Raw genomic sequence first — 17,692 nt, forward strand, 5'->3', positions numbered from 1 at the left:
CCGCTTGCGTTCGCGAAGTTGCCGAAGGCGACCGACTGGGGTCCGGTCGCGTCGGAATCTCCGAATGCGACAGCTGCAAATCCCGAAGCATTGGAATTATAGCCAAACGCAATGGAATTTTGACCCGACGAGGTCGACCGGTAGCCCATTGCAAAGGATTGCAATCCCGTCGCGGCCGCCTCTCTGCCTACGGCCGTAGTGCTCGCGTTGCTGGCGACCGCATCGACCCCAATAGCCATAGCGTAATCACCCGTTGCCTGGGCACCATTGCTACCCAGATCGGTTCCGTCGCCACCGATGGCAATTGCGCCAACCGCTGTGGCGTCAGAGTTGGCGCCCAGAGCTAATGCCTGGTCAGCTGTCGCGTCGGCGTCGTAGCCGAGTGCCACGGTACCCACAGCAATTGCGTCCGCTGCGGAACCAATCGCGGTGGACGCGGGCCCAGATGCGGTGGCATCTCTACCACACTGGAGCTTGTCTGGGTCGGTATTGAAATCGGGTTGCGCAGGGCCGGACAGGTTGCACTCATCCGCCGATGCCGGAACCGCCAGACCGCAACAGATTGCAGCCGCAATCGTCGTGCTAAATACTTGCTTTCTCATCGCATCTCTCCCACGCCGAGATGCTCTTAGGGAACTGGTGTTAAATTTCGGTTTATCTGCGCTTTTTTGCGCCAATCTTACCAAGGAAGAAGTCCCTGCGCCCAATTGCTCGCATAGACGGGCTGTAATGTGGGCAAAAATGTGGGAAAGCGACGATTGATTAGGAGCTTAAGACCTTATTCTCGGTTATTTGTTCGAAAAACTTATGCGGACTCCGTCTCCGCCACTTCCGTATCTCTACGCTGTTTTCTTCGTCGCTAGCCCGGTATGCCTTTTGATTGCCACAATGCTCGGGTAGCCGAAACGGGCTAAAAAGTTGCCGACTACGGACTATCTGGCCTTAGGGCCGCTCTTCCTCACATCGCTGCTACTAGCTTGAAGCTGGATCATGTTGATCCCGCCCATGAGGAAGATATCCCATGACCGAAGGTACCGTTAAATTTTTCAATGCCCAAAAGGGCTTTGGTTTCATTACTCCCGATAACGGGGGCGGCGACGCGTTCGTGCACATTACCGCCGTCGAAGCTGCCGGGCTTGGCATGCTGAACGAAGGGCAGCGCATTGGTTACGACTTGCAGGACGATCGCAAAGGTAAGCAGAGCGCCTGCAACCTCGTCGCGCTCTAACCGCCTAAAGTCGGTGAAGTAGGGGTCTGCCGGAGACGGCGGACCCCTATCTTATTTCAGGGCAAGCTAACACTGAAGCCGAACCGATACATAATGCGATGGCCTATTCGCCAATTAAGGCGATACACGACACAAGAGGTTCGGTGGTTAGCACGACGCCGCGTTCTCGGGCCTTTTCGGCCTGGTCACGCGAACGGTCGAGAAATGACCGCTTCTCGCTCTCACATTCGTCTTTGCTGGCAAATCGCTTTCCCTCGGCTTCCAATGCTCCAGAGCCCGCAAGCAAATAAGCTGTTTGCTCGCGGGCCACGATTGTGGGCGCCGCCCCCTCGAGTGCTTCGACCCTTGCCTCCAACTCGTCCAATCGCGCGTCCATTGCCGTTAAAGACGACGAATGATCTCTCGCAATTTGATAGGCGTTGCCGCTCCTTTCGGAGTCATTGCAGGCCGAGAGGAGCAGAACCATTGTTAACGGTAAGGCGGGCTGTCCCCAGCGATGAACGCATCGCATCAAGTGGCTGCGCTCGCGGCCTGTCGCTTGCGGGCCCAGATGTTGAGCGCTTCGACACCGGCGGAAAATGCCATAGCGGTGTAGATATAGCCCTTGGGGACATGGACGCCGAATCCGTCGGCAATGAGCACCACCCCGATCATCAGCAGAAAGCCCAGTGCAAGCATGACGACGGTTGGATTGCGCTCGATGAACTCGGCCAAGGGATCGGCGGCAAAAAGCATCACCGCGACAGCAGAAACGACGGCGACAACCATCACCGGGAGATGGTCGGTCATTCCGACGGCGGTAAGAATGGAGTCCACCGAAAAGACGAGGTCGAGAAGGAGAATCTGCGCAATCGCTGCGCCAAAGGTAAGCGCTGTCCGTCCCATGTCGAAGACGTCTCCGGTGGGCTTGGGGTCGACCGAGTGATGGATTTCCTTGGTCGCTTTCCAGACGAGGAACAGGCCCCCTGCAATCAGGATGAGGTCACGCCACGAAAAGGCCGTCTCATAGCTGGGCGAACCATATTCGTTGGGCGCGCCCACGAGACCCAAGTCGAAGACCGTCTGCGTCAGACCGACCAGCCACGCAATGGCCGAAAGCAGAGCCAGACGCATGATGAGCGCGAGCGAAATGCCGATCTTTCGCGCGCGCTGACGCTGGCTTTCCGGAAGCTTGTTGGAGAGGATCGAGATGAAGATCAGATTGTCGATTCCGAGCACGATTTCCATCACGACGAGTGTGATGAGAGCCGCCCAGATGGCCGGGTCGCTAAACAGCATGAAAATCTGATCCATTCGCTCGCTCCGTCGCTGTCAATATCCGAGCCGTCGATATGTCGGGCACGATGACCGAACGCAACACGCGTTCAAGCGTTCAAACAGCGAAAAAATGGGGGTGGCTGGGCACGGGAGGTTGCATCCGTGCCCAACCAGATTGCTACCTAAAGGGTCATGTCGCCTTCAACGGTCGACACGGTCTCGTTGGTCAGACCTTCTTCATCGACCGAGTCGGTCGAGATTTCATTCGCGCTCATGTCTTCCACGGGCAGCGTTTCAACGGCAGGCGCCTCTTCCGTCATCAGCTCATTTTCAACTGCGACGTCTTCTTCGGCGGTACACGCCGACAGGGAAACGATTGCCGAGCTCGCAATAAGAGCCTGAACAAACTTATTCATCTTTTCGTGAATCCTAATGTTCCTCGCCCATGAGCGGTGAGGACTGCTACGATATACAAGAGCGCTAAATACAACGCTAGCGAAATTCGAGCAGCCCGTAGGCTCAAATGCGCATGTTGACGGTAGCCAAAGAGAAGCTCAGGATATTGGCTATGAGGAAGGATTCTCGAGAAGGTACACGAGAGCCCTTAGCCGCGTTTGTCACGGTTCGGGAGACAGGTCGTAGCCGCAATGCTGCGAGTATCGTCAATGTGTCCCGTGGCGGCTGCCAGATCTCAACTGTTAATCGTCTAGTTCAGGGCGAACGAATTTGGGTTAAGTTCCCAGGGTTTGACTCAATCGAGGCGACGGTGCGCTGGTCCGAAGAATTTACGGCTGGGGTCGAATTTGTTCGCCCTCTCCATCCGGCAATGCTGGACCATCTGCTCGCTCGTTTACGAGAAAACTAGTCAATTGTGCTGCATTCAGAGGTTGCACGTAATCTGAGCCTCATGGCGGGGATGTTCGGGGTTTGGGCGATAGCTTACGCTTCATGGCGATTGATCCGGCAGTACAACCGTCAACCTCGACAGGCGCCGTTACTTGGCAATGTCATCATATGGCTAGCCGGGGCGGGGCTAATATTTCATGCCGCCAGTCTACTCTGAAGTAATGGCAACTAGCTGCTGGGGAGCAGACAGCCAAGCGGTCTCACGGCTCCGATCGTTTCACGAGCTGAGCCCTAACTGGACATCGCAAACACGGAATTTTGGCCGACATTTTGTTTCTGATTGCAAGGAGGCAAATGATCGTACGTGCGCATGTGATCTATATTTGGCGAGATCCAACGTAGCCACTAGGCCACCGCAACTTGGCGTCGTCGGCGAGCGAGCGTCCCTACGATGTCTGGATCTTGGTGTTAAAGATACCCGCCGGTAACCAGAAAAGCGTGAATCCCAAACATGCCGAGAGCCAGACTCCAGCTCGTCAAATCGGATATCAATTCCCGCATAATTCTCTGTGCTCACCCTTTGATACCGCTAAGGGCATAGTGAGCGCCGATTGCGGCGTTCCTAAATTATTGACCTAATTGGCCGTTAACCAATTCTTGTCGATAGCAATGGTAGAGCGTCGGCGAACTTCAATAGCCTACAGAGTTTAATAGCCTACCGAGAGTGTCGCCAAGGAATGGAAAACTTTTCCCGGACGCATGACGAACCAGCCCTGCCGGAAAGCAGGGCTGGTTCGTCATGCCCGGAAGGCAGCGGGCCTGTTGGGGAAACGCCAAACGCACCGACTCTACTCATGGATGAACCAGCTCACCATCGTCGTTACATTCCGGTGGCTGCGAAATTTTCGATAGCAACTCTCTGTGCCGCCGCCTGGCTTGTATTCAGCATTTGGGTTTCACAGGGGTGGCTGCATGAGCTCGCGCGCGTTATTTCGTTTCCGGTCGCACTGCTGTGCATTGCGCTAATTGCCTACGTCCCCGGTTTCATGAACGCTTTCCTGATCTTGTCCTTGCTCATGGACAACAGGCCCCGTCGAAAAATCCTCCACTCATACCCGGGCGTCACGATCCTTGTGGCCGCCTATAAGGAAGAAAACACGATCGCCGGCACCATGGAGAGCATTGCCACCTCCACTTACCCTGGCGAGATCGAGCTATTGATTCTCAATGATGGTTCAAAAGACGGCACTGTTGCCGCCGCAAAAAAAGCGCGCAAGGAGCTCCCGTTTCCGAAGAGAACCAAAGTCAAGATTCTCGACTTCGATAAGAATAGAGGTAAGTCGGCAGTCTTGAACTCCGGGTTGGAGAAAGCCCGACACGAACTCATTGTCACCATTGATGCTGATACTCGGCCACGCCCAGATAGCTTAACCCGATTGATTGAGCGCCTTTGCTCTGACCCCGATGGGACCCGCGCGGTGGCGGGGGCAATACTCGTAGGTAATTCGCGAGCCACGCTAATGGCCGGCCTCCAAGAATGGGACTATTTCCACGGTATCGCCGCAGTGAAGAGAATGCAAAGCATGTACCACGGTACGCTCGTGGCCCAAGGAGCATTCTCCGTTTATTATCGCTCTGCTCTAAGGGAGGTCGGCGGTTGGCCCGAGACGGTAGGCGAGGATATCGTTCTCACTTGGGCGTTCCTCAAGAAAGGGTGGCGTACAGGATATGCGGAGGACGCTGTAGCCTTTACCAACGCGCCAACGTCGTACCGGCAGTTCGCCCATCAACGAAGGCGGTGGGCAAGAGGTCTGGTAGAAGCGTTCGAACGTCACCAAGGTCTGCTTTTCAAAAAGCGACTTTCCACCATGTTTATTTGGTGGAACATGTTTTTCCTGCCGATGGATGCAGTATTTACGCTCGTGTTCATTCCCGGGCTGATCGCAGCCTTTTTCGGCTACTTCTGGATCGCGGGACCCATCACGCTTCTTACGCTGCCGCTGGCGGCGCTATGGAATCTTGTGATCTTCAGGATCCAAAACCGGATGTTTCGTGAGCAAGGCTTGAAAGTGCGCCGAAACTTTAAAGCCTTGGGTTTATACATCGTGTTTTACGCGGTTCTGATGCAGCCAGTTTCCCTATGGGGATATCTCAGCGAGATCATTGGTCGCAAAAAGAAATGGGGAACGAAATGAGCAAACTGCATTGCATTTTCGCAGGTTTTCTCGCGCTCCCCGCAGCTGCGAACGCGGAAGCCCAAAAGGATAGCCAGCCAAGTTTTGCGGTGGGTAGTGATGTAGTCTATTCGACTGATGCTGAGGGTACAGACGTACTACGCTTCGGCCTAAACCTCAGCCCGTCCTATCGGGGACCCGATGATCATTGGGGATTCCGGATCGAGCGGCTGCAATTCCAATCCGAACGCATAGCCCCCGAGGCTGATGAACGGCTATATGTCCGCTATGCGAAGACCATGAAAGACTGGCAGGTCCGAACACAGGTAGGAACCAACGGCGACAGCATTATTGGATCGGCTTCCCTCCATAATGACGCGCCAGTAAGGTGGGAATTCTTCCTTGAACGCGATTTGCTTGAGACGTCCAACGGTATCGAGGATAGCCTCTATACGACCTTTGGGGGCGCGGCAGTGGATGTACCGTTATCCGAACAGACGCAGGTCACGCTTCTCGCTGGCCTGCAAGAATTCGACGGCGACAACCTTCGCACTCATATCCGTTCGAACCTTGTTTACGTCGCCAGTCCTGAATTGGGACTGAGTGTCCAGTTCCGGGCGCGGTATTTTCGGAATTCTGTTCCCCGCGAGGGAGACTACTTCTCTCCAAAGGAGTATTTGGAATTACTCCCAGTTCTGCAATTTCGAAGGTTTGTTGATGGGTGGCAATTTCTGGGCGCGGCCGGCTGGGGCACCCAGAAAGACTCGCACTCGAACTGGAGGCCTTCCCATCATCTGAATTTGCGAGCCGCCAGCCCCCGGGTGGCTAACAATTGGTCCATCCATGGACAGGTCACATATTCCAATCATCCCATAGCGGATACTCAGAATTACGACTATCTGAGAGTAGCAGCCGGGTTGACCCGCGTATTCTGACAGTGACCTCTCAGAAAAGCGTAGACCACCCTGACTGCTCTGCGTTCTAGCTAAGCTTTATAGTTTTCAACAGATGTTCGAAAACGGCCGGATGTAACGGTCTTTCAAACTCTAGACCCGCATCGAAAGATTGAGACCAGCACACGAAGGCCTTGATCGGGGAAAGTCCGGGTAGCCGGATCCAGATCTCGTCATGGATCTTCAATCTAGAGAGCAGTTCGACGCGACCTCCTAACCGCGTCAGGTCGGCGAGCTTGGCTGCGGTTTCTCTTTGGCCCGACTCTCGTGCCTTTACCATACAGTCGACCGCGACACGCGGCTCTCTTCGAACCTTGCCCGACACTGTTACCTCACGCTGGAATTCCACACCAACTCAGAAATGGCTCGGACACGGCCGGTTTCTCGAATTGCTAATATGCAAGAAGTCAGGGAAGCCACGGTGCACAGCATCCGTGTCTCCCCCAACTCCTGGACCAGGGCAACTCAACAGAGTCATCTGCTGCTGCCTCTGTTGCCAAACCCAGACCTTAGTGCCCAGCGATTGAAAGATTCTGGCCGGCTTGTTCAGTTTGGATTTGACCCAATCGACTAATAGTAAGTCTAGTTGGATCGAGCCGCATCGAGATAAGGGATACAAGGGCCATGCACGAGTGTGCCGGTGGTCTATCGCATATTCGGTCAATCTTGGACTCTAGCACAGGGGCTATCATCTGAGAGAGCCGTCGCCAGACAATTGACAATGAAACGCCCTGCAAAATTGTCAGGCCGCATCGCGGCAGGTAACTCCTTTTTCCGAAACAAGGTCATCAACAAAAAAGCCCTGCGCCTGGTCGCAACCCAATTCCCGCAAGATGGCTAGCTGGTCAGCGTTTTCGACGTGCTCAGCGCAACATTTTACTCCCATCGCGCGGCAGAGTTCTATCACGCCGCTAAGCAAACTTCGGCAGTGGTCGGATTGGACGACGTTTTTGATAAGCGACCCGTCAAGCTTCACGAGATCGAACTTCATTTCCCGCAAATATTTGATTGACGCGTTGCCTGCACCAAAATCATCCAATGCCAAAAGGCACTCGGCGTCTCTCAATTCCTGCAGTTCCTGCCGAGCAACATCGAAATCTGACAATAGCGCGGTCTCGGTGACTTCAAATTGCACTCGGCGCGCGTCGCATTCGCAGTCTTCGATTATGCGAAGAAGCCTCTTTGCTGCCCCCGGCTGACACAATTGCACCGCACTCAAATTGTAGGAAAGACGCACGTCGGTTTGCCATTTGTTGGCGGCCTGGCAGGCGCGATAAAGTACCGCCTCATTAATGCGCCCGATTACGCGCTTCTGCTCGGCTAGGTGTATAAATTCCTTGGGCTCTATGGTTCCCAACGTCGCGTTGTACCATCTCGCCAAGGCTTCATATGCGACCGGCGAATTCTCCCCGATAGACACGATTGGCTGAAAGTGCAGACCGAGTTGGTCGATGGGCGCGTCTGAGCCGAGAAGCTGTTCTATCGTATTGCGACGCATTTCACGACGCATCATCGCCGCATCGAAAACGTGGTACCTGCCTCGTCCCTGAGACTTCGCTCGATACAAGGCGATGTCGGCGTTTCGCAAAAGTTCCGAGGCTGACGATGAGGTACAATCAAAAACCGTTATCCCGCATGCTGCGGCGACCGGAAGAATCTTGCCCTCCCAGTCCAAGCTGCTTCCCGTAACTCGGCAGATCTCGGCGCCCACTTGGCTAGCACTTTCATTGCTACCCTTGGCGGTTGGGTCGACAAGGAGCGCAAACTCATCTCCACCCATGCGCGCTACCATTGCGACGCCTTCGAAATGTTTGTGCAATCGATGCGCGACCGTCTTCAGGACGGCATCACCCGCGGCATGCCCGAAGGCGTCATTAATAGACTTGAAGCCATCGAGATCGATGATAGCGAGCAAGAGCTTACGTTCGAAGACGCTATCGTCCTGCAACTCTTTCTCGATGCGCCCTACAAGTGCCCGACGATTGGACAAACTAGTAAGCGCATCGGTTTCGGCCAACTCACGGGCCGCACGTTCCGCACTCACGGCCCTACGCAATTCTCGCTGCTTCGCAATCTTTGTGGAAACAAGCTGTGAAATTGCGCGATTGTGCACTTGGAGAAGTCGGATCATCAGCAAAACGACCAAGAACAGACTAAGACCGATCCCCTTCATGAATAGGTCGGGCATCCACATTAAGCGCGCCCCGATAGGCAATCCCAGCACAATCGGCGGGATCGAAGCGGCGGCGGGGAAGCTACTCAGCCCATAGGCGCAGCCAATAGCGGCAAGTGTCCCGTAAAGAACGACAGCCAGCACGAGTTCTGGCGAAGTCGTGATGAGATGCTGAATCCAAACAGAAAAACTGAGTGAGAAGAGTGCTGTGAAAAAGGCTGTTGTCTGAAGCTCGCGTTGCTGCTGAGATGTCGTGAGATTGCGACTGGGGCCCCACAGCCAATAGCAGAGACGCCAAATCAAAGCTGCTGAAAATAGATTAATGGGCGAGAGCAAACCGGAGAAAAATTCGCCGGTAATCGCTTGCAGTCCAATCAGTGTTGTGAGGGCAATTGCATACAGTAGTGGAACCTGTTGTCTCAGGCTAGCAAACGTCTCCCGGATCAGAGCACGTCGTTCGGCAGTACTGGTGCACGCAGGGAACATCAGGATCATTGGCAACTCCTACTTGCAGGGCTCAGATTTGCCTGCGTCGGCTGCATTGATGCGGAGACCCGCGTAAGACCGTCCAGTAATGCCCCCAGATAACGACACGATTAGCGGTGGTGGGGATGCGCCATAATGGCATCAATTGCCTAAACGATCTTCGCGCCCGCGAATCCGTGATTGCTCCAGACAATCTGCAGTTGCACTCGTTCTTGGCCGCAAATGAGGTCATACTCGAAATCCGGAGGGATAATTTTATCAATTTGCATGAGTACGCCCTGCGCAGATACGTTTTCGACAACCACGGGGATGTGGTTGCCCTGACCATCTACGAGGTTGCCCAGGCGACCCAAATCGACACGCGGCGCACGTGACTTGCGTCTGATTTTCTCAGCCTCCACCGATTTTTCCCATTGTTTCATCATCTCACTCTCGCTCGCTCTACGCCGAGGCAATGTAAAGGCATCCTCTGATTGGAGCCTTGCCCATATTTTCATATTGGATTTTTTCGAGTGCCCGAAGTCTCGACAGTGCGGGGGCTAACGGCGTTGCGAGGCCTAGACGGCGCGCAGGTAATTTGGCCCGGCGGTGTTAACCCCGGCCACAGCAGAGTCGGGCGTCAGCGCTTGGACGAGCAATGTTTCCCCGTTACGAATATGTTCTCGCGCTGCCAGCGCCACGTCCTTGGCAGAGAGTCCGGGACCAACGAACCATGCCGACGACTGCAATTGAGAAAACGACGGGTATTTCGATAGGTGATCTAAAAGCTCTTGGGGCGTTTGCTTTCCCGGCAAAGCAGAATGCAGAACTAGGTAGTCTGTCATCACTCACTCCCGCAAGAGAAGAACAATATCTGACATAACACAGATTTATGATTTTCGTTGCAAAAAGATAATTTGGTTGTCCCGTTGTGATGCGTGGGGCCACAAGGAACGGTAGACGCGCGCGTTGGAAATTTTGCCAAGTTGTCGAACAGTCGCATCGATGGAAGCGCCGCCAATCGGGTGAACGGCTTCCGTCAACAATCATCAGGCGGTGCTGCTAACGATGCCACCGTTGGAAACGCAGGATGAAACCGAAATGGATTGGATCGAAGCCAGCCTTGCCGCCGATTTTATATCCCGCACCTCTAATACCGCGCGCGTCCAGGCGATCCTCCAGCTGTCGCTCGCGCCCGTCTTTCTCCTGGCCGCGATCGGCGCCTTTTTGAACGTAATGAACGCCCGGCTGATCTGGATCGCCGACCGCGTCCATCGCCTCGACCATCAGCAGGAGGCCGAGAACCGCCCCCGTGCGGTCGAGCGAGAGTTGGAAGAATTGCCTGCGCTCAGGCGGCGGCTCAAATATGCGCAGATCTCGATCAACCTATCGACTCTAAGCGCGCTCGTGATCAGCGGGATTGTCGCGCTCCTCTTCATCAGCGCGTTCGTCCGCCCCGCCATGGGCAGCTATGTGGCGTTCCTCTGGGTCGCCGCGATGGGGCTTCTCGTTGCGGCGCTAACCTACTTCCTCCTGGAAACCCGTCTCGCCACCACCACCGCGCGCCAGCGCCGCCGCCTGTCGCGCCAGATCGAAAGCAAGCGAAGCGGCAGCTAGGCGTGCGTCAGGCGCGCTCAATGCTCGCGACCAGGTGATCGAAGACCGCCGGATGCATGGGCGAGGCGAATTTTACGCCCGCGTTGAAATTCTCGGCCCAGCAGACGAAGGGCCGCAGCGGGCACAGCCCCGGCGGGCGCACCCAAATTTCCTCATGCATTTTCACGCGTGATACCAATTCGATGCGGCAGCCGAAGCGAGTGATGTCGGCCAGCCGAGCGGTCACTTGGCGCGCACCGTGCTCGCGCGTCCGCACGGTGCAATTGACCGGCACTCTTTTCTCACGCCTGATCTGCCCAGTCATTGCCATGCCTCCGCCGACGAGCTTGTTCTCGTCTTGGCCAATGGCACGGAAAAGCGCGGAAATGCTGGATAAACGGACCGTTTCGGACCCTTTTCGCCCCGAGGTCAGTCTGCCTTGCGCTTGATGATCTCGTGGACGCGCACCGCCAGCTGCGAATTGCTGAACGGCTTGGGAAGCAGCTCGACCCCTTCGTCGAGACGCCCGTCATGGACGATCACGTCGCGGGCATATCCGGTGGTGAAGAGCACCTTGATCCCCGCCTGGATCTCGCGAGCCCGCTCGGCCACTGCGGCCCCCGTCATGCCGCCCGGCAGAATGACGTCGGTGAACAGCAGGTCGATTTCCTCGGGCTGTCGTTCGAGAAGCCGGATCGCCGATTCCCCGTCATGCGCCTCGAGCACACGGTAACCGAGGTCGCGCAGCAAATCGACGGTATAGGCGCGGACATCGTCATCATCCTCGCACACGAGAATGGTGCCGTCATGGACCAACTTGTCGGACTCGGGTTCGGAAATCCGCTCGTCTTCACGGGTGGTGCGCACCGTGCGCGGCAGGTGGATCGCGATGGTAGTGCCTTCGCCGCGCGTCGAATCGATCGAGATATGACCGCCCGACTGGCGGACGAAACCATAGACCATCGACAGGCCCAGCCCCGTTCCCTTGCCCACTTCCTTGGTGGTGAAGAAAGGCTCGAAGGCGCGTTGCAGCTGGTCGGCATCCATGCCGATCCCGTCGTCGCAAATCTGGATGCAGGCATATTCGCCCGGCGGCGCGTCCATGTTGGCGCTGCTCAATTCCTTGTCGAGATCGACATTGCGGGTCGTGATCGTAAGCGTGCCGATCCCCGCGTCATTCTTCTCGAAGATCGCGTCGCGCGCATTGACCGCGAGGTTGATGATCGCGCTTTCCAGCTGGATCGGATCCACTTCGACCGGGCCGAGGTCGGCGGCGAGGTCGGTTTCGATCTCGATGGTCTCGCCCAGGGTCCGCTGGAGCAATTTGCTCATGTCCTTCACGAGCCGGTTGGCATCGATCAGCTTGGGATCGAGCGGCTGGCGCCGCGAGAAGGCAAGCAGGCGCTGGGTGAGGGTGGCGGCGCGCTCGGCGCCGATCATCGCATTGTCGAGCGCGCGCGACACCTTGGGCGGCGCATTCTCGCCAAAGGCACGCTGCGCCATGTCGATATTGCCCGAAATGATGGTGAGAAGATTGTTGAAATCGTGCGCGATGCCACCCGTCAGCTGGCCCACCGCTTCCATTTTCTGTGCCTGGCGCAACGCATCCTCGGCGGCTTCCCGTTCGGCGATCGCATTTTCGATCCGGACCTCGAGGTTGGCATTGAGGTCGCGCACCGCGTCCTCGGCCTCGCGGCTCCGCTTCACTTCGCGCTGCGCGGCTTCGAACAGATGGGCATTGTCGATCGCGATCGCCGCCTGCCCGGCAAGGCCCACCAGCACGGCTTCATGCTCGGCGCTGAACATGTTGGGCTCGGGATGGCCGAAGAACAGCCCTCCGATGATCGCCCCCGTTCGCGAGGCCACCGGAACCGCGAGATAGCTGCGCACCGGCAGATGTCCCTCAGGCATGCCCTTGTAGGGCGAATTCTTGCCGTAACGAGGATCGGTCGTGATGTCGGCCGAACGCACCACGCCCTCGCCCTTGAAGGTCGGCGCGAAGACCTTGGTCGCGCGCGGCATCGGGAAATTCTCGAATTCGGAGCGATCCACGCCCGACAGGGTGTAGAGCATGTAGCTCTCGCCTTCGTCCTCGACATTGTAGAAAAAGGCACCGAAGGCCGCGCCGCTCAATTCGGTGCCACTGTCGGTCACCATCTGGATGATGCGCTCGAGATCGAACTGCGCCGCCAGCGATGCCCCGACCTTGTTGATCGTCGCCAGCGTGCGCGCCTTTTCCTGGAGCGCCTGCTGCGAGCGCGCGCGTTCGATAACCAGCGAAGCGGGCCGCGTGATGAACTCCACCAGTTCGAGATCCGCCGGCGGCGCGTCCATCGCCTGCGGATAATACAGGGCAAAGGTGCCGAGCACGTCATTCTTGCCCGACAGGATGGGGATCGACCAGCACGCCCTGAGGCCATGCGACAGCGCGGTTTCGCGGAAATCTTTCCATCGCTCGTCATTGGCGATGTCGGAGACATGCACTTCTTCCTTGTGGAAGGCGGCGGTCCCGCACGATCCGACATCGGGGCCGATCGTGATGCCGTCGATTGCCCCGATATAGCTTTGGGGAAGGCTGTGCGCCCCGCCGTGATGCAGGCGCCCGTCATCGTCGAGCAGCAGGATCGAGCCGATGAGGCCATGGTCCGAGCATTTCTCGATCGCCGCAATGAGTTCGCTGAGCGGCTCTTCGATCGGGCGGTCCGAAATCGCCAGTTCGAGCACCCGGTTCTGCGCTGCGCGCAGAAATTCCTCGCGCTGGCTCTGCGCGATATTCTGCGCTTCGATGACCGTCCCGATCGGATTTCCGTCCTGGTCGCGGATCGGCGAGGCGGTAAAGGCGACCGGATAGAAATGGCCGTCCTTGTGGACGAAGATTTCCTCGCCCTTCATCTGGTTGCGCTCGGGAAAGGCCCGGTCGATCGGACATTCCTCGAGCGGATAATGGCTGCCGTCGGGATATTGGTTGTGGATGACGTCGTGCAGCGGGCGACCCACAGTCTCGGCAAAACGATAGCCGGTCAATTCCTCGGCGGCGCGGTTCATGAACACGCAGTGCTGGCGATCATCCATCATGAAAATCGCCATCTGCGTATTGTTGAGGATGGCATCGAGGCGCTGCGAGGTATCGCGCAATTCGCGCTCGATTTCCTTGCGGCGGGTGATGTCGATCACCCCGCCGACATAGCGGTCGCCCCCGCCATCCTTGTCCTCGACAACCGCCGACTGCACTTTCAGCCAGCGTGTTTCGCCATTGTCGGGCCGAATGATGCGATAGGTCTGGTCGATGGTCTTGCGCTGCTCGATCGCGTCGCGGATCTTCGCGACGACCTTCTCGCGATCGTCGGGATGGATGACATCCGCCCAGCTCTGCAGGCTGACTTTCCCCTCGCGATCGAGGCCCGCCATTTCGTAGAATTTGTCGGTGCAGGTCGCTTCGTCGCGCTCGATGTCATAATCGAAGCCGCCGATGCCGCCGATTTCCTGGACGAGCCGAAGGCGCGCCTCGCTTTGCCTCAAGGCTTGGGAGGCAGCATCTTCCACCGCACCGCGTACCTGCTTTTCACTGTCGAACTTGTTCAAAACCCACCCCTTGGCGCCGATGCGCGGATGACCTGCCAACAGGTCTAACTCCCGTAAGGCCATTCGGTTTCACATGCGTAACCACGGAACGAACTTCGGGCTCGAGGAATTGAAACGCTGTCCAGCCCAGGAGCATTTATGGTCGCGCGTCCGTCATGGAAGGGCCAGATCCGCCTTTCCCTCGTTTCCATTCCGGTCGAGATCTACCCCGCCGCGAAAAGCGGCCGCTCGATTTCCTTCCGTCAGGTCCACGAACCCTCGGGCCAGCGGGTTCGCTATGAAAAGGTGGTGCCCGGCATCGGCCCCGTCGATCGTGACGAAATCGTCAAGGGCTATGAGATCGACAAGGACGAATATGTCCTGCTCGATCCCGAAGAGATCGAGGCGGTCAAGCTCGAAAGCCGCAAGACGCTCGAGCTGGTGCAGTTCGTTCCCTTGCACGGCATCGACGCCATCTATTTCCAGAAACCCTATTTCGTGGTGCCGAGCGACGACCTTGCCGAAGAGGCCTTCATCGTCCTTCGCGAAGCGCTGCGGAAGGAAAAGAAGGTCGGCATCGGCCAGCTGGCGATGCGCGGCCAGGAATATGTCATCAGCTTGAAACCCTGCGGCAAGGGCATGGTGCTGGAAACGCTCCGCTACGCCGACGAGGTGCGCAAGGCCGAAAGCTATTTCGCCGACATCAGCGACGCCAAGCCCGACAAGGAACTGCTCGAGATGGCGACCGATCTCATCGAGAAGAAGACGGGCGAATTCGACGCCGACGAATATGAGAACCGCTATGTCGATGCCTTGAAGCGGCTCATCGCCAAGAAGCGCAAGGCCAAGGGCGTGCGCATCATCGAGGACGAGGAAGAGCCGAGCGAGGGCGGCAATGTCATCGACCTGATGGCGGCGCTCAAGAAAAGCCTCGAGGAGGAAAAGCCCGCCAAGTCGAAGGCGAAGTCCAAGGCGAAATCGGGCGGCAAGCGCAAGTCGGCCTGACCTATGGCGGACAAGCTTTCCACCTACCGCAAGAAGCGCAACTTCAGCCGCACCGAGGAACCCGACGGCAAGGTCGAGAAAGGCAGCGGCAAGGGTGGCCGCTTCGTAGTGCAGAAGCATGAAGCGACCCGCCTTCACTGGGACCTGCGGCTCGAGCTCGACGGCGTCCTCAAAAGCTGGGCGGTGCCCAAGGGTCCGAGCCTCGATCCCGCCGAAAAGCGGCTGGCGGTAATGACCGAGGACCATCCGCTCGGTTACGAAAGCTTCGAGGGCACCATCCCCAAGGGCGAATATGGCGGCGGCACGATGATGGTCTGGGACGAAGGCCGCTGGATCCCCGAAAAGGGCAAGGATCCCCTCCGCACGCTCAAGGAAGGCCATCTCCACTTCACGCTCGAGGGCGAGCGGATGAAAGGCGAGTGGATCCTCGTCCGGATGAAGGGGCGGAAAGGCGAGAAGCCGCCCTGGCTGCTGCGCAAGGTGGGCGACCGCCACGCCCGCGAGGACAGCGGCGATGCGCTCGTCCGCCAAGCCCTCACCAGCGTGAAGAGCGGCCGCTCGATGGCCGAGATCGCCTCCGCGAAAAAAGCGAAGAAGGGCAAGGAGAAGAGCCTCGCCCGTCCCTCCTTCGCCAAGCCCCAGCTGGCGACCCTCGCGGGCAAGGTGCCGGCGGGCGAAGCCTGGATCCATGAATATAAATATGACGGCTATCGCGCGCTCGTCGCGACCGGGAAAGGCGGCGCACGTATCTATACCCGCAACGGCAAGGACTGGACCGAAAAGTTCGCCTCGATCGCCGCCGCCGCAGAGAAGCAATGGCCCGATGGCTGCCTCGTCGATGGCGAGATCGTGCTGCTGGGCGCCGACGGCAAACCCGATTTCTCGGGCCTCCAGAAAGCGATCAAGAAGAAGGACGGAGGCCGCAAGAGCTTCTTCGCCTTCGACCTCCTCACCGACCAGAGCGAGGATATTACCGGTCTTTCCAATCTCGAACGAAAGCAGCGCCTCGAAGAGTTGATGGGCGCGACAAGCCCCCCGCTTCATTATGCCGATCATGTCCTTGGCGCGGGGGAAAAGCTGCTCGCCGCGATCTGCGCCGAAGGCGGCGAAGGCATCATCTCGAAAAAGGCGACCGCGCCCTATCGCCACCGCCGGACGCGCAACTGGCTCAAGGTCAAGTGCATCCAGCAGGACGATTTCCTCATCCTCGGCTGGCTCAACAGCGACAAGAAGGCGCGCCCCTTCCGCTCGCTGCTGCTCGGCCGCAAGGTGGGCAGGACGATCGATTACGCTGGCAAGGTCGGCACCGGCTTCACGCTCGACCAGATGCGCGAACTTCGCGACCGGCTCGAAAAGATCGAGCGCAAGACCCCGCCCGCCGAAATCCCCGCTACCGAACAGCGCGGCGCCCGTTTCGTCACCCCCAAACTCGCCGCGCGCATTGCCTATACTGAAGTCACCAATTCGGGGACGCTCCGCCATCCCAGCTTCCTCGGCCTAGAAGCGCCGGGCAGGACCACGAAGAAAAAGACGCCCGCCAACGCCGCGGCACTTGCGACCGCTGAATCGCTCGGCGTGAAAATTAGCAGCCGTTCGCGCTGCATCTATCCCGACGCGAAGATCACCAAGGGCGAACTGGCCGACTATTTTGCCGCGATGGCCGATCTCTTCCTGCGCGATGGCGCCGAACGGCTGATCAGCCTCGTCCGCTGTCCGCAGGGCCGCGCCAAGAAATGCTTCTTCCAGCGCCATGACAGTGGCAGTTTCGGCGATGCGGTCCACCATCTTCCCGTGATCGAGAAGGATGGCGGTTCGGACGATTATCTGTGGATCGACAGCGCCCAAGGCCTGCTCGCCTGCGTCCAGATGGGTACGATCGAATTCCACGGCTGGGGCAGCCGCACCGTGGATATCGAGAAACCCGACCGCATGGTATTCGACCTCGATCCCGACGAGGGGCTCGGCTTCGACAAGGTGCGCGACGCCGCGCTCGAACTGCGCACGCAGCTCGGCGACATGGGACTGCAAAGCTTCGCCATGTCCACCGGCGGCAAGGGCATCCATGTTGTGGTGCCCCTCCAGCCCGTCGCCGAATGGGACGCGGTGAAAAGCTTCGCACGCCGCTTCGCCTCGGCGCTCGCCCAGGCGCATCCCGACCGCTACACCGACAATATCCGCAAGGCCGCGCGCAAGAAGCGCATCTTCATCGACTGGCTGCGCAACCAGCGCGGAGCGACCGCCATCCTGCCCTATTCGGCCCGCGCCCGTTCGGGCGCGCGGGTCGCGGTGCCGCTCGACTGGAAGGAAGTGGAAGCGCTCGACGCTCCGCCCGAATGGCAGGTCGGCGACCAGCAGGCGCTCATCGAACGCAGCCTCGCGCTCACCGGATGGGGACGGGCCCGACAGCAACTGCCGGACATCTGATCCTTAACGT

General features: G+C 58.0%; 16 protein-coding genes and 1 pseudogene. 7 read left to right on the top strand and 10 right to left on the bottom strand.

Annotated elements, in window-relative coordinates:
* Positions 1–602 (bottom strand): annotated as a pseudogene (locus FHS50_RS00005) (hypothetical protein); the annotation flags it as partial.
* Positions 603–1,021: 419 nt separating this feature from the next.
* On the opposite strand from FHS50_RS00005, the gene FHS50_RS00010 reads away from it, so the two are divergent.
* Positions 1,022–1,228: a cold-shock protein gene (locus FHS50_RS00010; protein ID WP_183932319.1), complete on the top strand. Its 207-nt coding sequence runs from the start codon at positions 1,022–1,024 to the stop codon at positions 1,226–1,228.
* Between the two features lie 103 nt (positions 1,229–1,331).
* Here FHS50_RS00010 and FHS50_RS00015 read toward each other — a convergent pair whose 3' ends face one another.
* The 3 genes from FHS50_RS00015 to FHS50_RS00025 form a co-directional block, all read right to left on the bottom strand.
* A complete protein-coding gene (locus tag FHS50_RS00015) occupies positions 1,332–1,694 on the bottom strand; it encodes a hypothetical protein (protein WP_183932320.1) in 363 nt (120 codons plus the stop codon).
* Between the two features lie 44 nt (positions 1,695–1,738).
* On the bottom strand, positions 1,739–2,521 hold the full coding sequence (locus tag FHS50_RS00020) for a TerC family protein (RefSeq protein WP_183932321.1): 783 nt from the start codon (positions 2,519–2,521) through the stop codon (positions 1,739–1,741).
* A 146-nt stretch (positions 2,522–2,667) separates the two neighbouring features.
* A complete protein-coding gene (locus FHS50_RS00025) occupies positions 2,668–2,901 on the bottom strand; it encodes a hypothetical protein (RefSeq protein ID WP_183932322.1) in 234 nt (77 codons plus the stop codon).
* Between the two features lie 152 nt (positions 2,902–3,053).
* On the opposite strand from FHS50_RS00025, the gene FHS50_RS10865 reads away from it, so the two are divergent.
* The 3 genes from FHS50_RS10865 (at position 3,054) to FHS50_RS00040 (ending at position 6,440) form a co-directional block, all read left to right on the top strand.
* Positions 3,054–3,350, top strand: a complete 297-nt coding sequence (locus tag FHS50_RS10865) for a PilZ domain-containing protein (protein ID WP_407696056.1) — start codon at positions 3,054–3,056, stop codon at positions 3,348–3,350.
* Between the two features lie 718 nt (positions 3,351–4,068).
* The gene (locus tag FHS50_RS00035) at positions 4,069–5,526 is read left to right on the top strand and encodes a glycosyltransferase family 2 protein (protein ID WP_221184808.1); all 1,458 of its coding nucleotides are present in this window, start codon (positions 4,069–4,071) and stop codon (positions 5,524–5,526) included.
* Entirely contained in the window at positions 5,523–6,440 is a 918-nt protein-coding gene (locus FHS50_RS00040) for a hypothetical protein (protein ID WP_183932324.1), read from the top strand. Before FHS50_RS00035 ends, FHS50_RS00040 begins: the two co-directional genes overlap by 4 nt.
* A 46-nt stretch (positions 6,441–6,486) precedes the next feature.
* Here the strand turns inward: FHS50_RS00040 and FHS50_RS10870 are convergent, their stop codons facing one another.
* The 4 genes from FHS50_RS10870 to FHS50_RS00055 all read right to left on the bottom strand — a co-directional run bounded on the left by FHS50_RS10870 (position 6,487) and on the right by FHS50_RS00055 (position 9,941).
* Positions 6,487–6,807: a PilZ domain-containing protein gene (locus tag FHS50_RS10870; protein ID WP_407696044.1), complete on the bottom strand. Its 321-nt coding sequence runs from the start codon at positions 6,805–6,807 to the stop codon at positions 6,487–6,489.
* Between the two features lie 393 nt (positions 6,808–7,200).
* On the bottom strand, positions 7,201–9,126 hold the full coding sequence (locus FHS50_RS00045; protein ID WP_183932325.1) for a putative bifunctional diguanylate cyclase/phosphodiesterase: 1,926 nt from the start codon (positions 9,124–9,126) through the stop codon (positions 7,201–7,203).
* A gap of 140 nt (positions 9,127–9,266) precedes the next feature.
* The gene (locus FHS50_RS00050; protein ID WP_183932326.1) at positions 9,267–9,542 is read right to left on the bottom strand and encodes a hypothetical protein; all 276 of its coding nucleotides are present in this window, start codon (positions 9,540–9,542) and stop codon (positions 9,267–9,269) included.
* Positions 9,543–9,674: 132 nt separating this feature from the next.
* Positions 9,675–9,941: a hypothetical protein gene (locus FHS50_RS00055; RefSeq protein ID WP_183932327.1), complete on the bottom strand. Its 267-nt coding sequence runs from the start codon at positions 9,939–9,941 to the stop codon at positions 9,675–9,677.
* 256 nt (positions 9,942–10,197) lie between these two features.
* Between FHS50_RS00055 and FHS50_RS00060 the strand changes: the two genes are divergently transcribed.
* Complete coding sequence (locus FHS50_RS00060; protein ID WP_183932328.1) at positions 10,198–10,713, top strand: DUF2721 domain-containing protein; 516 nt, start codon at positions 10,198–10,200, stop codon at positions 10,711–10,713.
* A gap of 7 nt (positions 10,714–10,720) precedes the next feature.
* On the opposite strand, the gene FHS50_RS00065 is transcribed toward FHS50_RS00060, so the two are convergent.
* Positions 10,721–11,017 (bottom strand): PilZ domain-containing protein, encoded by a 297-nt coding sequence (locus FHS50_RS00065; protein ID WP_183932329.1) that lies wholly within the window; start codon positions 11,015–11,017, stop codon positions 10,721–10,723.
* Positions 11,018–11,121: 104 nt separating this feature from the next.
* On the bottom strand, positions 11,122–14,274 hold the full coding sequence (locus FHS50_RS10640; RefSeq protein WP_246332886.1) for a GAF domain-containing protein: 3,153 nt from the start codon (positions 14,272–14,274) through the stop codon (positions 11,122–11,124).
* A gap of 138 nt (positions 14,275–14,412) precedes the next feature.
* Between FHS50_RS10640 and ku the strand changes: the two genes are divergently transcribed.
* Together ku and ligD are read left to right on the top strand one after the other, a co-directional pair.
* Complete coding sequence (gene ku / locus FHS50_RS00075; RefSeq protein ID WP_183932331.1) at positions 14,413–15,258, top strand: non-homologous end joining protein Ku; 846 nt, start codon at positions 14,413–14,415, stop codon at positions 15,256–15,258.
* A gap of 3 nt (positions 15,259–15,261) precedes the next feature.
* Positions 15,262–17,682, top strand: a complete 2,421-nt coding sequence (gene ligD / locus FHS50_RS00080; RefSeq protein ID WP_183932332.1) for a DNA ligase D — start codon at positions 15,262–15,264, stop codon at positions 17,680–17,682.
* Positions 17,683–17,692: the final 10 nt, after the last annotated feature.

It is taken from the genome of Sphingomicrobium lutaoense (assembly GCF_014195685.1).
Classification (GTDB): domain Bacteria; phylum Pseudomonadota; class Alphaproteobacteria; order Sphingomonadales; family Sphingomonadaceae; genus Sphingomicrobium; species Sphingomicrobium lutaoense.

Excerpts from the sequence above, each read along its gene's own strand:
- FHS50_RS00050 (WP_183932326.1), bottom strand. The coding sequence starts at position 9,542 with ATGATGAAACAATGGGAAAAATCGGTGGAGGCTGAGAAAATCAGACGC.
- FHS50_RS00040 (WP_183932324.1), top strand. The coding sequence starts at position 5,523 with ATGAGCAAACTGCATTGCATTTTCGCAGGTTTTCTCGCGCTCCCCGCA.
- FHS50_RS00010 (WP_183932319.1), top strand. The coding sequence starts at position 1,022 with ATGACCGAAGGTACCGTTAAATTTTTCAATGCCCAAAAGGGCTTTGGT.
- FHS50_RS00035 (WP_221184808.1), top strand. The coding sequence starts at position 4,069 with ATGGAAAACTTTTCCCGGACGCATGACGAACCAGCCCTGCCGGAAAGC.
- FHS50_RS00020 (WP_183932321.1), bottom strand. The coding sequence starts at position 2,521 with ATGGATCAGATTTTCATGCTGTTTAGCGACCCGGCCATCTGGGCGGCT.
- FHS50_RS00055 (WP_183932327.1), bottom strand. The coding sequence starts at position 9,941 with ATGACAGACTACCTAGTTCTGCATTCTGCTTTGCCGGGAAAGCAAACG.
- FHS50_RS00060 (WP_183932328.1), top strand. The coding sequence starts at position 10,198 with ATGGATTGGATCGAAGCCAGCCTTGCCGCCGATTTTATATCCCGCACC.
- FHS50_RS00015 (WP_183932320.1), bottom strand. The coding sequence starts at position 1,694 with ATGGTTCTGCTCCTCTCGGCCTGCAATGACTCCGAAAGGAGCGGCAAC.
- ku (WP_183932331.1), top strand. The coding sequence starts at position 14,413 with ATGGTCGCGCGTCCGTCATGGAAGGGCCAGATCCGCCTTTCCCTCGTT.
- FHS50_RS00025 (WP_183932322.1), bottom strand. The coding sequence starts at position 2,901 with ATGAATAAGTTTGTTCAGGCTCTTATTGCGAGCTCGGCAATCGTTTCC.
- FHS50_RS00045 (WP_183932325.1), bottom strand. The coding sequence starts at position 9,126 with ATGATCCTGATGTTCCCTGCGTGCACCAGTACTGCCGAACGACGTGCT.
- FHS50_RS10865 (WP_407696056.1), top strand. The coding sequence starts at position 3,054 with ATGAGGAAGGATTCTCGAGAAGGTACACGAGAGCCCTTAGCCGCGTTT.
- ligD (WP_183932332.1), top strand. The coding sequence starts at position 15,262 with ATGGCGGACAAGCTTTCCACCTACCGCAAGAAGCGCAACTTCAGCCGC.
- FHS50_RS00065 (WP_183932329.1), bottom strand. The coding sequence starts at position 11,017 with ATGACTGGGCAGATCAGGCGTGAGAAAAGAGTGCCGGTCAATTGCACC.